The organism is Legionella spiritensis (genome assembly GCF_900186965.1).
Lineage (GTDB): Bacteria > Pseudomonadota > Gammaproteobacteria > Legionellales > Legionellaceae > Legionella_C > Legionella_C spiritensis.
On sequence record NZ_LT906457.1, the window covers coordinates 2443629 to 2458084 of the forward strand.

A 14456-nucleotide genomic window follows, 5' to 3' on the forward strand; every position below is an offset into this window, starting at 1 on the left:
AAATAATATATTGTTTGCGTATAATATACCTGATAGCTGATTTTTTCTCCGTTTTAAGGAAAGAATTTTTACGGCACAAACAATGTACTCATGCTGTAAATATTGATTCATTGCCGGAACAAGACATTACTGAAAGAATGATGTAATATGGATATAATATTATCGACAAGCCAGTCTCGGATTTTGCCTTATTCCTTGCTGTCGCTCATTTTAGTGTCCATGTGGCATAGAGATATTGACAAATTCTAAGGCATTAGGCATGATCAAGTTCTTTTGTGAGTTATCTTAAAATAGTTGGAGATTTGTAAGTGGCAAATATTAAATCGGCGATTAAACGTGCCCGCCAAAACGTGAAGCTGCGCAAACATAACGCCAGTGCTCGTTCCATGTATCGCACTTTTATTAAAAATGTCTTGAAAGCGGTTGAATCCGGCGATCAGGAAGCTGCTCGCAATGCCTATGCGAAAGCCCAACCTATTATTGATAAAGCAGCCGGAAAAGGCTTAATACACAAAAACAAAGCATCCAGAATTAAAAGCCGCCTGAGCGCACGCATTAAAGCTATGGCCGCTTAACCCGGTGTTTCCGTCGCTCTAAGTCCGTAAACATCCGAACCGGCGTTTCCGGTTCGGACTCTTTCAATACCTTTCAATTTACCCCAGAATTTAATGTTGATGATGCGCCAGTTCTGTGAACAAACCTTAGTGGACATTTTCCCGCATTTCGGCTTCGCCTTCATGACGGGCTACAAGAAACTATAAAAGATAAGTGCACAGAGCCTAAACCTGTCAGCGTCATATTTTTCATGTTTTTTCCTGTATCAGCTAAAAATAATCGGCAAAGTTTGCTGATTAAGCTGCTCATAGGCACGTTTGGCCGGTATATAATGAGGAAACTGGGTCATCAAACGGTCAAGGATCATGCGGGACAGGGTTTCATCACCGCGGTTCCACTCATTTAAGGCGTTCAGATAGATTAAATCAGCAGGCTGTCCGGCAATATCCGGCGAATTATTTAAAGGAACCGGCTCGATAAAACTTGAGCGCATTTCCTGCTGCGCATCTATCCATTGCAACATTTTCTGAGCCTGCTGACTGCCGTTTTTCTTTGCCATAACCAGCATCTTCTTGCCTTTTTCCGGCGTTTTTTCCCCCAAAGCGCCTTCATAATACAACAAAGCCAACTGGTATTGCGCGTATGCGTTATTATATTCCGCCAGTTGCTTGTAAAGATCAGCGGCATGCTGCACATCCTTCGTCACACCAAGGCCGTATTGATACATACGTGCCAGCGCCAGCTTGGCTTTCGCGTTACCTTCATCGGAAGACTGCTGGTAATATTTAACGGCATCCGCATAATCCAGTTTGGTTGCAACACCGGTTTCCGATAACAAACCTAACTGATAGTTGGCGTCCCTGTCTCCGAGCGCCGCTGCTTTCTTGTACCATGTTAACGCTTTATGCTCATCCCTTTGACCATTTTTGCCGTTGAAATAGAGACCTGCCAGTTGCGACATGGCCGGAGCAAATCCTTGCTCGGCTGCTTTCAGGTAGAGTGCTTCCGCTTTCTTGATATTAACCGGCTGACCTTTGCCGTATTCATAAATCAATCCCAAATTAAATTGCCCGATTCGGCTATCTTTGGCAGCGGCCTGTTCATAATTTTCCGTGGCATTTAAATAGTCGTCATCGACCGTATCAAAAATAAATCCCAAAGCAACGGCCGCCGGAGTATATTTCTGTTTGGCGGCAGAGTACCATTTTTTCGCCTGCTGATAATCCGGTTTGCCGCCAATTCGTCCTAATTGATACAATTTACCCAGCAAATATTGCGCAACAGGTTGCTCCTGCTCTGCGGACAAGGTATACCAATGCTCGGCAGCCTGCGGATTGACCTCGCCACCAAGCCCTTTATCAAAAAGAAATGCCAGCTTTAGTTGCGCGTCCTTGTCTCCTTTTTCAGCGAAATGCTGATATATATCACGAGCTTGCTTCATATTTTCCGGATCATCCGCCTGCTGCAGATAATAATCGGCCAATAACAAACCGGCTTTGCTGTTATTTTTTTGACGGGCTTTTTCCAATTCCCCCAAAAACGGTTCACCGGCTTTCTGTTTCAAGACCGCCAGATTCAGATTCGCGTAGGAAAACCCGGAATCGGCCGATTGCTGCAAAAGAGCCAGACCTTTATCGACATCCTTGCTGACTCCCCGTCCTTCTGAATAATAAGTACCCAAAACAAATGATGTCACAGGGTTCATGGCAGCCTGTTGATACCAATACAGGGATTCCACCTCGTTTTCAGGCACCGAAAGGCCGCGCTCATACATAATACCAAGCAAAAGTGCCGCCTCGGGATTATCGGCGCCGGCTTCCTGTTTTGCGACTTTGAACGCCTTTTTCTGTTTTTCGGGATCATTGTCCATCGCGTTGTAGAAAGCCAGGGGCAGTACCGCCTCGGCAATACCCTGCTTCGCGGCCCCCTCATACAATTTCTTGATCAACTGCATGCGGTTTTGCCGTGCGGCCACACTTAAATTGGCATTATTTTCTTTCACCAGAAAATCCGCAAGGCGGTACTGTGCTTCCCCAAAATTATTGGATGCCGCCAGATAATACATGGCCATAGCCTGATTGTGATCAGGCTGCACGATCATTTCCCCTTCCGGATTCCTGAAACCTTTTTCATAAATATTGGCCAGAGCGTATTGCGCATAAGGATTTCCCTTAAACGCCGCATCAGTCATCCATTCTATTCCCTTCTGATAATCCACCGGCGTTGTCTGGCCTTCGAGATACAAAATGCCAAGATTATATTCCGCACGGATATCCTGTTGCGACGCTGCCAGTTCCAGGTACACAATCGCCTGTTGCGGGTTTTTGGATACGGCTATACCATACTGATAGAGTTGACCGATCTCGTATTGGGAATCGGATTCGCCTAATATGGCATGACCATATAATTTACTCAAAACAGCCTGATAATTGGCCTGCTGTTCCCACCCCGATGTCATGGCGCCCAGATAATCAAACAGTTTGGACACATTTTTCTCGGGGTAGGGCCGACCTTCATCCATCATGGAATACCAGGGTTCATGACGCAAGACCGGCAGCTCATTATTTTCCAGAACCTGGATTTCCCTGTTAATGGGATAACGCTTGAAAGACCAGTCGTTAGACTGGTTGCCGTGAAACATCGGTGCCAGAATATCAAAATATTCGCTGATAGCAACTTCGTCAGGGTTGATTAATTGAAACCGGGGCTTATAAAGCGACGTTCTTGTCAAAACATTCATCCGGGGAGATTGATTGTAATTGTTTTCCTTAAGGGCCAGAGGATTTTGCCAGGCGTTATAGATCCCTCCCAAACGATAATCACTGTCGGCAAAATTATCCATTTTGCCATTGGTCAGCCAACGAGCCACCTGATTTTTTACGGATGCCTGATTCTGCGACTTCCGCCTCTCCAGCGTTTTTTCAGCCTGCGCTTGCCATTGATTAGCCAGATTCTCGTCCGCGTCAACGACTTTGCCTTCCTTATAGAGTACGGCAAGTTTTTTCTGCGCATCAAAATTACCATGCTGCGCGGATCGCAGCATCCACCTGAAACCAAGAACAGGATCGTAAAGTCTGCCTTTTTCATCCAGATACATATTCGCTAACGCCAACTCTGCCCTGGTGTTATTTCCTCTGGCTGCCCGTTCATACCAATCACCGGCTTTGGAAAGGTCGCCTTGCTTTTGAGCGAGCTCTCCCAAAGCCATCATGGCAGGCACATAGTTTTGTTTCGCTGCCTGCCTTATTAAATCTTCACCCTTCTCCGTATTACGCCCTACCAGCGATCCGGTAAGATACATGGTACCGAGTTTCAATTGAGCTTTCGGATTATCCTGCTCTACGGATTTGTTCAACCAAATCAGACCCAGTTTTCGAGTTCGGCTGTCCCTGCTCTTGATAAAATGGTTCGCCAGGGTATATTGCGCAATCTTGTTACCATTTTTTGCCGCGTCAATATAATAACGTCTGGCTCCGTCAGGATATTTCCTGGTTCCGAAACCAAACAAATAGGCTGCGGCACAATACATCTGGGCATTGACATCTCCCGCCGCCGCCACTTTTTTAAACCACTTCAGTGCCAATTCCGGATTATCAACGTTCATTAAATAATAACGGGCCAGTAATTGCTGGGCAGGAAGGAATCCCTTTTCTGCGGATTTTATAAAATACCGTAATGCAAAATCGTTATTTTTTAATTCCCCAAAACCGTAAAGACGCATGCGACCCAGATAATAATCGGCAACAGGATCCCGGCCGGATTGCTGGTAGAGATTTTTTCCCGCCGCAAAATACTCCCCTTTACGATAATCCAGTAATCCATCGTTCGCAAAGACAAGTGGACTTCCTGTCGCTGCAACCAGACAAAACCATGGTACCAGTGATTTCATGGCATTTCCCCTCATTATTGTTAGCTGCAATGGTCTTTATTCGTATGCGGGAATAATACCATAACGCACTACCGCCCTGACCGCAGCATTTCTTGAACTACTGTTTATCAGCCAATAATTACCCTTGTTATTTAATCCGTATTTCACATTATTATATTCACACACCCGTAGATTATCCGCACAATCTATAACCCGGCCATAGCGTGATTTTTTGTCAGAAACCGTACATAAAAACTTGACCAGTCTCTCATTGGTAGAAAAAACGGCCCATTGCCCTGCCTTGACAATATGGTTTAAAAAGAGACTGCGCGAACTTTCACCATCACGCATTTGATAAAGATTCACATCCTGACCCGATTTGTTATAAATTAAATACATGGATTGCGAAGCCCCCACCTCATCGGGCAGGAGATGTAACGCCTTCAGTTTAAATTGATAACCCAGATCGCGACACCCCGAAGGATTACGATTATCCTTATCGTCTTTATCCTCCTGCTTCGCCGCGGCAAAGCTGGTGATGAAAGCCGTCAGAAAGAACACCAGACACACAAGTTTCGTTATTGTTTTCATTATCGTTTCCCACTGGTTTTCGACAAGACAGGCCGGATCACAACTTTTGTTCCCATATAATTATTTCTTTCATTCGCAAGTTCAACAAAATGATGGTTCATCCACATGGCATCACGAGTAAACATCCTCACACAACCATGACTTGCCCGGTAGCCTGGAATATCATCCGAGCCGTGCATCGCAAATCCCTTGTGGAAATACATGCAATACGGCATTTTCGCCCCGCCGCGGCCTATTGGGAAAACATTGGATTTGCATTTTTCATTTTCCTTGCTGAAAAAATAAAAAATACCGGTCAGGGTGCGACAGGCTTTATTACTGTCGGAACATTTATCGCTGCCTGAGGAAACAGGTCCCCACCTGAGCAACCGGCCATTGGTATCGTACGCGCCCCATGCCAGTTTATCCTGATCCACCACAACCAGTTTATTGCCTTCCGGCTTAATCTTTAAGGGAAAAGGGGAGAAATCCAGTAAGGTTTTGTTCTCCAGATGACGCGGTACCGCAATCTCTTTACCGGCCCATAAATGATTGTACGTTCGATTTATCGCCTGGACGATGAAGCGTTGCTCCTCATCGGGAAACAATGTTTGCCAGCTTTGTCCCCGCCCCACTTTAATACATTCGTATTGCGGATAGGCGCATAACCCGGTTCCGTAATAGGGTGCGGCATACGACAGGACTGACGAAATAGAGAAGACAATGGCTATTACTATTCTTTTCATGACGTTATTCCTAACTGTTATAACCATTTAAGATGCAAGAAACGTGCTTAAAATAAAACGCACCTCTTTGTATTACTTTTCGTTCACTTGTCTAAAAAGTTTAGCACTTGAATAAAATTTTTATAGATATTAACTATAATTACTTTAAATGGTCCATAGAATAACTTCCATGGGTAATAATATTCTTGCAATTGGCACCAATATGAACTCTAGCGAGAAATCGGGCTGCTATGTAATAAATAATGATATAAAAAAAACACTGAAAAAAACCCGTGACAGCGTCATTGTTTTTAATCAGGATGGACAGATTGTTCTTGTCAACGAAATGGCTGCCCGTTATTTTCTTCAAGATACTGATAAAATTATCGGTCAAAATGCCTGGGATGTCATTCCCATGCAGAAACTGGCGCACAAACGCCTTTTCCTTAAAGCGGCAAAATACTTCCAACAGGCCAAAAGCGGTATTCCCCAACAATTCAACTGGGTGGAGTATCTGGATAAACGACCTGTGCAAGCGTTTGACGTTATCTTAAATAGCCTGACCCTCCATAACGAACCGGTTATTGTTGCCCGATTAATCGATATTACCCAGGCAAAAATTCTTGAGTGGGTATTATGGTCTCTGGCTGAAATATCCAATCATGGCGGTATTAACGATGTCATTGACGATATTACCCGGTTAGCCAGCAACGTATTTCACACCGATCATGCCTGTGTCATACTCATTGACAGCTCCGATACCGCTCACTCGGTCAGTTATTATCGTCATGGTGCCAAACAACCCAATATCACGTATCCGCTTCAGGGAACACCTTGCCAGGATGTAAAAAAAACACGCAGTATCTATCATTTTAACGGCGATGTTCAAACTCATTATCCTGACGCGTCTATTCTGAAGGAATTAAACGTCCATTCCTATATTGGCGGACCTTTGATCAACTCCGAAGGACAAATTGTAGGGATTCTCACCCTGTTTAGCGAAACGTCCATAGACGTTAACAAACACAACCGTACGCTTTTCCAGCTGTTCAGCGAACGGGTATGTCTGGAAATAGAACGTTTGTTGTCTCATCGCAAACTACAATTCCTGGCTAGTATTCCGCAACAGGATCCCAATCCTGTACTTCGCCTGCAATCCGGCGGCAGCGTACTTTATAGCAATAGTTCGGGTAAAAAAATCCTGGAATACTGGAACAAACTGTTTCATGGCCTGCCAAGGCAGCTTCTCGACGCCTGTGGACTGGCCAAAAAAAATCGTGATGTTGTCCGGGTGGAAATGGATGTGGCGGATAAAGTTTATTTCTTCATCATCGTCTGGATAGCGGATTTTGATCAGGTCAATATCTATGCGACAGACATCACCGAACTGAAACGCGTCCAGCAAAGAATGCGTGATCTGGCTAACTACGACACGCTCACCAACCTGGCTAACCGGCAATTTTTCGATACTACCCTGAGTTTATGGATAGAAAGAGCAAAAAAAAATAAAGAGGAATTGGCGTTGCTGTTAATTGATATTGACAATTTTAAAACCATTAATGATACGCTTGGCCACCAGATTGGTGATATTCTTTTGAAAAATGTAGCCAAACGAATGTCTGGCTGTCTGAGGAAAAATGATTTCATAGCCCGACTTGGAGGCGATGAGTTTGTCGTTATCCTGGCCATTACGAATCAGACAGACATTGAAAAAGTAGCCGGCAAAATCAATCAAGCCTTATCCGATCCGTTTGAATTTGGAGAGTATCACCTGGAAACCGCATGCAGTATTGGCATCTGCTATTATCCGGGAGGCGGTTCTAACGCCGGGGATCTCATGAGAAACGCTGATATGGCTATGTATCAAGCCAAGAAAAACGGCAAGAACCAATACGCCATCTATTCCGACAAAGGCTTTGATGAAGTCAGCAACCGATTGATATTTCTGAAAAAAGATTTAAAAAAAGCCATCTCAAGACAGGAGTTTTATATTGATTACCAGCCCCAGTTCGACTTGCTCTCCGGGAAAATTATCGGTTATGAAGCGTTTATCCGATGGCGTCATCCTGAAAAAGGACTCATTTCACCCGGTGAATTTATACCGTTAGCGGAACAAACCGGCAGCATCCATTCTCTGGGCTACTGGACCATTGAACAGGCGTTAAAAGATTTTTCCACAACCAGAACATCCGTTAGTGACACCAAAATTTCACTCAATATCGCCTTATCGCAACTGAGTGATCAGAATTTTATTGATAACCTGTGTAATAGCATGGTGAACGCCAACATTCCGAAAGAATCGGTGGTTCTAGACATTGCGGAACAAATATCAACCATCCAGTACCGTCACCTGGATACCAATCTGGAAGTTCTCCATTCCGAGGGAATACGGCTTAGTCTGGACAATTTCGGAGCCCAACACTCCAATCTCAACCGCTTGCTGGAAATTCCTTTTAATTACATCAAAATCGCTCAGAACCTTCTCCATTCTCTCGACCAGCATCCCCGTCAGGGTGCGTTCATCAGCGGCATTATTGAACTGGCCCATAAACTGGATTTACTGGTCATCCAGAAAGGTGTTGAAAATGCCGAACAAAACGACATGATGAAACAATTGGGGTGTCATTACGCGCAAGGCTATTATTATTGCCGTCCCTTATCCATTAACGCGCTACAGGAGTTTATTGAGCGTTATGAATCCCGCGACTGATTATTTTTTCCCGAAATCTGTCCGCCACTTTTCCGCCAGTTTTTTACAAACCTGATAAATTTAGCAGCAGACATCGGCTTTGCTAAAATATAGCCTTGAATTTCATCACATCCGGCTTTTTTCAAGAAAGCAAATTGATCCTGTGTTTCCACGCCTTCGGCGATAACGTTTAATTTTAATTCGTGAGAGAGGTTTATGATGGCTTTAATGATTGATGTTTGATTGACATCAATACCGATTCTATCCACAAAAGAGTGATCTATTTTCAAGGTATCCAGAGGTAGCTTGCCGAGATAATTTAATGAGGAGTACCCGATTCCAAAATCATCCACCGAAATCTTGACCCCACGGTTTAACAAATGACGAAGATCATTTAAGCGCTTGATGGTTGTTTCTCCAGTATTTAGCAGCATGGATTCGGTAATTTCCAATTCGAGGCTATTGGCATGAATGCCTGTGTTTTGAATCGCGTCAGACACAATCGTCACAATATCGGGATCATTAAATAAACGAGCCGAAATATTAATGGAAGTGATGATGTCATTGAAACCAGTCACATCTTGCCATTTACGAATCTGGGCACAGGCTTCGCGCAAAACCCAATGGTCAATTTTCAGGATCAAGTCGGACTCTTCTGCAACAGGAATAAATTGAATGGGTAATAATATCCCTTTTTCCGGATGCTTCCAGCGCAATAACGCCTCACAACCGATGATTGCGTTGGTACTGATTGAAACCTTGGGTTGGTACTCAAGAAAAAACTCCTTTTTCTCCAATCCTTTTCGGATCCCCTGTTCCAGCATGATTTTTTCAACAACAATCCGGTGAAGATATTTATCGAAAAAATTAAATTTGTTTTTCCCATGTTCCTTGGCTTGATACATCGCCATATCAGCATGTTTGATTAATGTTACAGAATCGGTCCCATCTCTGGGATAGACCGAAATCCCTATACTGGTATTGATATTAATTTCATTATTTTCAATAAGATAAGGTGGATCGCCAATAACATTGATAATACGGTTCGCCACGTTACGAAGCTCTTCCGGCTTATTGATATTTTTAATGATAATCGTAAATTCATCCCCTCCCAGTCGAGCACTGGCCATGGAAAAATTTTGCGGATTATTGTTATGATGACTGACAAAATCGCTTGCCCGTAAAAAACCCGATAATCGGTTTGAAACCTGTTTTAACAACAGATCACCGGCCGTATGACCAAGCGTGTCATTAATTTTCTTAAAATCATCCAAATCAAGAAAAAACACACTGAGAAATTTATTGTTTCGTTTGGTATCTAAAAGACTTTGCTCCAGAATTTCCTTGAAGAAAAACCGATTTGGCAAGCCAGTCAACGTATCATAGTAGGCGAGGTATTTAATTTCTTCCTTTGCCGAAATCAGTTTTTTTACCTGTAATTCAAGTTTTTTGTTGGCTTCTCTTAATAGACGAGTTTTCTTTTCAATCTGTCCTTTCATATCTAACTGGAGCAACCATTTTTCACAAAGTGCCAGGGTCATTTGACGTACTTCCGTGATATCAATCGGTTTTTTTAGAAGTAACCAACGGCCTTTATGCTGTACTTCGACAAGCATATTTTCCCATGAATAATCAGAATAGGCTGAACAGATGATAATCTGGATATTCGGCTCTATGTCAAAAATACGAGAAACCGTCTCAATACCATCCCAACCCGGGGGCATGCGTATATCAACAAAGGCAACAGAATAGGGCTCATTATTATCAATGGATTTCTGGATTAACAACAGACCTTCCTGTCCACTATAACAGGAATCAATCTGGATATGTCCCAATGGATTAACAATTTCCTCTTCTTCAAGAAATAATTCATCTAATGAATCCATGCGATTTCGTTTATGCGTATTTTTGGTAAATATTTTTCTGAAATCTTTGTGGATCATGGGATTATCATCAATAACGAGTATTTTATAATTGGGTTTATCCACAACCTTTCTCCATATTTTTCTGCTGCAACGGGATCTTGATAACAAAATTTGCTCCAAACCCCTTGCCCCGACTACAACCGGTCAGTGATCCACCGAGTTCCTGGGCTGTCAGTAAACTGCTATGCAAACCGTATCCGGTTCCTTTCTCTTTCGTGGTAAATCCCTGTGTAAAAATATTCATCAGGTTTTTTTGGGGAATGCCAATGCCGTTATCGCTAATTTCAATATAAACAGCTTGTTTGTTATGGATTCCTGTTTTAATAATAATCTGCTTTTTGTCCTGGTTGGCCTGAAGCTCTTGTAAGGCATGAATGGCATTGCTGATTAAGTTCATAATGATCGTTAATAATTTATGCTTATCAGTGACAATAGTCGGCAGCTTGTCATCAAACTGACATTCGATACGAATTCCTGCAGTAATAAAGGAGTGTTTTTGTAACTGGACAACCTCCGACAAAAATTTATTTAATGCGATAGGCTCACAAATAGTTGTCCTTTTGACGAAGGTCTGCTGCATGGAAATCACCGCTTTGACGTGATCAAGATTTTCTACTAACTCCTTTGATTCAAGATATAGTTTCTGGCGCTCTATTTTTAATTGTTCCAGGGAAAGAGCCAGATATTCGGTAAGATGCTTGCCTTTTTTATCCTGGTTTAAAAAACTATCGAGATCATCCTTATGCGTTTTTAACGCCCCCTTTATTTTAAATAATCGTTGCAAAGTCTTGTTATCTTGCAAGGAATCCCTAATTAAAATAGTTGCGACATTGATGCTATTAAGCACGTTACCCACGTTGTGCAAAATACCGCTTGCTACTTCAGACATACCTGCCTCACGCGATATTTTCAACATCTTTTGATTCAATTTTTCCAGGCTTTTTAACGTATTGGCCAACTCTTCTTTTTTTTCCTCTAATGATAAATACGTATTGTGCAAGCGGAAAGCAGCTAATACTCGAGCTCGTAATTCAGCCAGGCTGAACGGTTTGGCCAGAAAATCATCGGCACCGCTGTCAAGTCCACTCACTGTCGCATCCTTGCCGGATCGCGCAGTCACTAAAATAACAGGAATATGTTTTAATTCGTCATCCGCTTTTAACGTTTTAACCAGTGAAATACCATCCATTTCAGGCATCATCACATCCGAAATGATCACAGATGGGTGATATTTTTTAACAGCTTCCAAAGCCAAACGTCCATTTTCCACAGCGATAACATCAAAGAAATGACTTAAATTTTCACTAATATAAGCTCTGAGATCATCGTTATCGTCTGCGACGATGACCCGATGTTTTGTATTTTTCGATCCCTTGTTTATTTCTTGACGTATGGTGGCAGAAACATGGTTGCTGTCACCGGAATCAGGGATAATCGCATCATTAATAACTGGGGACAGGATGTCCGATTGTTTTTTTATCCGTTTGCTTTTATTATTGTGCCTGGCTTTGACAACAGGCAACAGAACTTTAAATTGACTGCCTTTACCCGGCGCACTTTCAACCTCGATCTCCCCACCCATTAGATGGACAAATTCTTTCACCAGGGCAAGACCAATGCCTGTTCCTTCGTATTGCCTGGTGGTACTATCCTCCAATTGACGAAAACGTTCGAAAATTGCCGTTATTTTATCAGGAGGTATACCAATACCGGTGTCTGCGACGGTTAACAATAGATGATCGCGGGATTTTTTTAATGATACGTCAATGCAGCCATTTTGAGGCGTAAACTTAAGAGCGTTACCAATCAAATTAAGTACAATTTTTTCAACGAGCTTTTCATCCAGCATGACGGAAAGGTGTTTTATGCTTGATTCAAACTGTAAGGAAATATTTTTTTTAAACGCCGCCGGTTGCATATCGTCAATGATAGTATGTACAAAATCAGGTAATTGAACTTCTTGCAAGTTCACCTCCAGTCGATTCGCCTCGGCCTTGGAAAAATCCAGTAAATCATTGACCAGTTTATAAAGGCGATAAGCATTTCGGCTCATTCTCTCGATATCTCTGCGTTGAATAGATTGATTCTGATCAGAGAGCATGGCTTCGAGAGGAGACAATATCAAAGTTAAAGGGGTTCGCAGTTCATGGCTGATGTTTGCGATAAAATTGTTTTTTAATTGATCAAGCTCTTCCAGGATTTTTTTTTGTTTTTTTTCTTCCTCTACGGAACGTCTGGCCGAATCAATGAGAAAATTAATGAGCATGCTTAATTTTTGAATGGTTTCGTCTTCATCATCCTGGGAAACCATAAAATCAAAATTACCATCGACGGCCAAACATAATTGATTGGCAATATGTTCAATTTGCGATCGCAACTTGATTTCAGAGTCCGGTGAAACCTCAGGCATGGGTATCTCCGAATTTTTGCCATTGAATATGAATTTCGCATTCCGGTTGATTGGAGTGCATACATGTCACTTCTTCAATAACAGCACTATCGTGATAGTATTCGATGAGCCATTTTGCCAACGCAATATATAATTCACATAGTTTATTTGGCGATCGGTAGTGGGTGATTAACTTCTTATCCTGTACTTCAACGAGAAATTTATCGGTGATGGCCTGACGATCCTTCTGAGATCGGACCCCGGTCGCAAAGTTATTATGAATGGCAGGCTGTCTTGCCAGAAACTCGTAGGAGTTTTTCGACATTTTAAACCACATGGGAAATCGTGTCATTACGTCTTTATAAAAAGCATCTGCATAAAGGTTGCATGCCTTTTCCGGAGTAACTTTAAGTATCTCCAGTGATGATTTCCAGAGACGTTGCCATTCTTCATCGGAATAGGCCGTATTGATTTTGAAGTTTTTATCAAGTGGTATGTCGGCGTGTCTCTTGACATCTAAAACGCCCTCTTCGCCCAACAACGATTGAATCAGATCCAGCAGAATCTTTTGTATGAGGCCTACCATGGCATCTTTCTCCCTAGTTAATTAGGTCACCCAAATCCCTGAGTGTTGTATTTGAAAAGCAACAGGAAGGTCAGAAAACATCCTTTGTTGTAAAAAGTATGAACAATAATTATTGATAATTCAAGGAAGTTGAAAGCACGTTAAGACGATTAGGTTCAAATGGGTTTTAAATATGTTTTCGCTTCTTTGTCAGAATTGACATCATTTGATAATTGATAATCAAGATCCTGCACATAACGCTGTCCATCGATAAAGGCTATACGTGTCGCTTCGTAAGTCACGATGGCAGTATCGATACGATCCGCGAGCTTCTTGATACCCAGCTTTTTTTCCTCACCGGAATTCGGGTCAAAGAACGAGTAGGCATCATCGCCTGTCTTTTTGATCACCATGGAATGTCCTTCCAAACCTAAAAACCCTTTTTTACTAAACGCGAAAAATTTGATGTAACTCCCTTTTTCCATAGCATCAAGTTTCTCTGCAAGCAACGGACGGTTAACCTGGTTATTATTCATAACTTTGGCGAAGGCAGGCATGATGCTGTGAGGATAAATCTCAAAAAAATAAGCTATAAAACGCTGGAACAGACTGGATACTTTCAATATGTGACTTTGTTTGACTTCATTTTGATTGATTTTTGTCAATGTTAATGCGCATTTTAAAGGATTTTTAACATGTCTTGTTTCCATTTTCATGATATCAGACAACGTATCCGTCTCATCATCCCCGCCCAGTAAACCATTCATAATAACGTAATTTGATATCAGTTCGCAGAACCCGTCGTATTTGATATAAAACTGATGCAGGGTGGCCAACTGTTCAGGATTCTCCTGCCTTTGTTTTTTCATCTGATCAATAAGCACATCCTGGTTAAAACTCACCAATAACTCATTGTGGTTTCGTCTGGATTTTAAAGCGGTAAAAAATCCGGCTTTTCTTGCCTGCTGAAAAGCCAGTAACACATCCTTTCTCTCATTGTCCTCAATATGCCTGTTGATTTTTAAGGTTAGGTCATGCTCGCTTTCACTGATATCTTCTATAGAAAACAGGATTTCATTTTTATCATTCGCGGTATATTCTTCTTTCATAAGCAAATAGTTCAGGGTTACAACCGGACTCTGATTACAGGTTAAGAGGCCATAATACTAA

Annotated in this window: 10 protein-coding genes; 2 read left to right on the forward strand and 8 right to left on the reverse strand. The window is 42.2% G+C overall.

Features of this window, described 5'->3' with window-relative positions:
* Positions 1-308: 308 nt before the first annotated feature.
* Positions 309-575 (forward strand): 30S ribosomal protein S20, encoded by a 267-nt coding sequence (gene rpsT / locus CKW05_RS11025; RefSeq protein WP_058482127.1) that lies wholly within the window; start codon positions 309-311, stop codon positions 573-575.
* On the opposite strand, the gene CKW05_RS15340 is transcribed toward rpsT, so the two are convergent.
* The 4 genes from CKW05_RS15340 to CKW05_RS11040 form a co-directional block, all read right to left on the reverse strand.
* Positions 572-712 (reverse strand): hypothetical protein, encoded by a 141-nt coding sequence (locus CKW05_RS15340; protein WP_156413329.1) that lies wholly within the window; start codon positions 710-712, stop codon positions 572-574. The genes rpsT and CKW05_RS15340 overlap by 4 nt on opposite strands.
* Positions 713-820: 108 nt before the next feature.
* Positions 821-4444, reverse strand: coding sequence for a tetratricopeptide repeat protein (locus tag CKW05_RS11030; protein WP_058482126.1), 3624 nt, complete (start codon positions 4442-4444; stop codon positions 821-823).
* A gap of 36 nt (positions 4445-4480) precedes the next feature.
* Positions 4481-5014: a hypothetical protein gene (locus CKW05_RS11035; RefSeq protein WP_058482125.1), complete on the reverse strand. Its 534-nt coding sequence runs from the start codon at positions 5012-5014 to the stop codon at positions 4481-4483.
* Complete coding sequence (locus CKW05_RS11040) at positions 5014-5739, reverse strand: L,D-transpeptidase (RefSeq protein ID WP_058482124.1); 726 nt, start codon at positions 5737-5739, stop codon at positions 5014-5016. Before CKW05_RS11040 ends, CKW05_RS11035 begins: the two co-directional genes overlap by 1 nt.
* Before the next feature lie 169 nt (positions 5740-5908).
* Between CKW05_RS11040 and CKW05_RS11045 the strand changes: the two genes are divergently transcribed.
* Complete coding sequence (locus CKW05_RS11045) at positions 5909-8428, forward strand: sensor domain-containing phosphodiesterase (protein ID WP_058482123.1); 2520 nt, start codon at positions 5909-5911, stop codon at positions 8426-8428.
* On the opposite strand, the gene CKW05_RS11050 is transcribed toward CKW05_RS11045, so the two are convergent.
* From CKW05_RS11050 to CKW05_RS11065, 4 genes are all read right to left on the reverse strand, one after another.
* On the reverse strand, positions 8410-10395 hold the full coding sequence (locus CKW05_RS11050) for an EAL domain-containing protein (protein ID WP_058482122.1): 1986 nt from the start codon (positions 10393-10395) through the stop codon (positions 8410-8412). The two genes, CKW05_RS11045 and CKW05_RS11050, sit on opposite strands and share 19 nt — an antisense overlap.
* Positions 10388-12742 carry an ATP-binding response regulator gene (locus CKW05_RS11055; RefSeq protein ID WP_058482121.1) on the reverse strand — a complete coding sequence of 785 codons (2355 nt, stop codon included), beginning with the start codon at positions 12740-12742 and terminating at the stop codon, positions 10388-10390. Before CKW05_RS11055 ends, CKW05_RS11050 begins: the two co-directional genes overlap by 8 nt.
* A complete protein-coding gene (locus tag CKW05_RS11060) occupies positions 12735-13307 on the reverse strand; it encodes a heme NO-binding domain-containing protein (RefSeq protein WP_058482120.1) in 573 nt (190 codons plus the stop codon). Before CKW05_RS11060 ends, CKW05_RS11055 begins: the two co-directional genes overlap by 8 nt.
* Before the next feature lie 155 nt (positions 13308-13462).
* A complete protein-coding gene (locus CKW05_RS11065; RefSeq protein ID WP_058482119.1) occupies positions 13463-14395 on the reverse strand; it encodes a hypothetical protein in 933 nt (310 codons plus the stop codon).
* Positions 14396-14456: the final 61 nt, after the last annotated feature.

Bases quoted from the DNA above. Each gene is read 5' to 3' on its own strand.
- CKW05_RS15340 (WP_156413329.1), bottom strand. From the start codon at position 712: ATGTCCACTAAGGTTTGTTCACAGAACTGGCGCATCATCAACATTAAA.
- CKW05_RS11030 (WP_058482126.1), bottom strand. From the start codon at position 4,444: ATGAAATCACTGGTACCATGGTTTTGTCTGGTTGCAGCGACAGGAAGT.
- CKW05_RS11035 (WP_058482125.1), bottom strand. From the start codon at position 5,014: ATGAAAACAATAACGAAACTTGTGTGTCTGGTGTTCTTTCTGACGGCT.
- CKW05_RS11040 (WP_058482124.1), bottom strand. From the start codon at position 5,739: ATGAAAAGAATAGTAATAGCCATTGTCTTCTCTATTTCGTCAGTCCTG.
- CKW05_RS11045 (WP_058482123.1), top strand. From the start codon at position 5,909: ATGGGTAATAATATTCTTGCAATTGGCACCAATATGAACTCTAGCGAG.
- CKW05_RS11055 (WP_058482121.1), bottom strand. From the start codon at position 12,742: ATGCCTGAGGTTTCACCGGACTCTGAAATCAAGTTGCGATCGCAAATT.
- CKW05_RS11060 (WP_058482120.1), bottom strand. From the start codon at position 13,307: ATGGTAGGCCTCATACAAAAGATTCTGCTGGATCTGATTCAATCGTTG.
- CKW05_RS11065 (WP_058482119.1), bottom strand. From the start codon at position 14,395: ATGAAAGAAGAATATACCGCGAATGATAAAAATGAAATCCTGTTTTCT.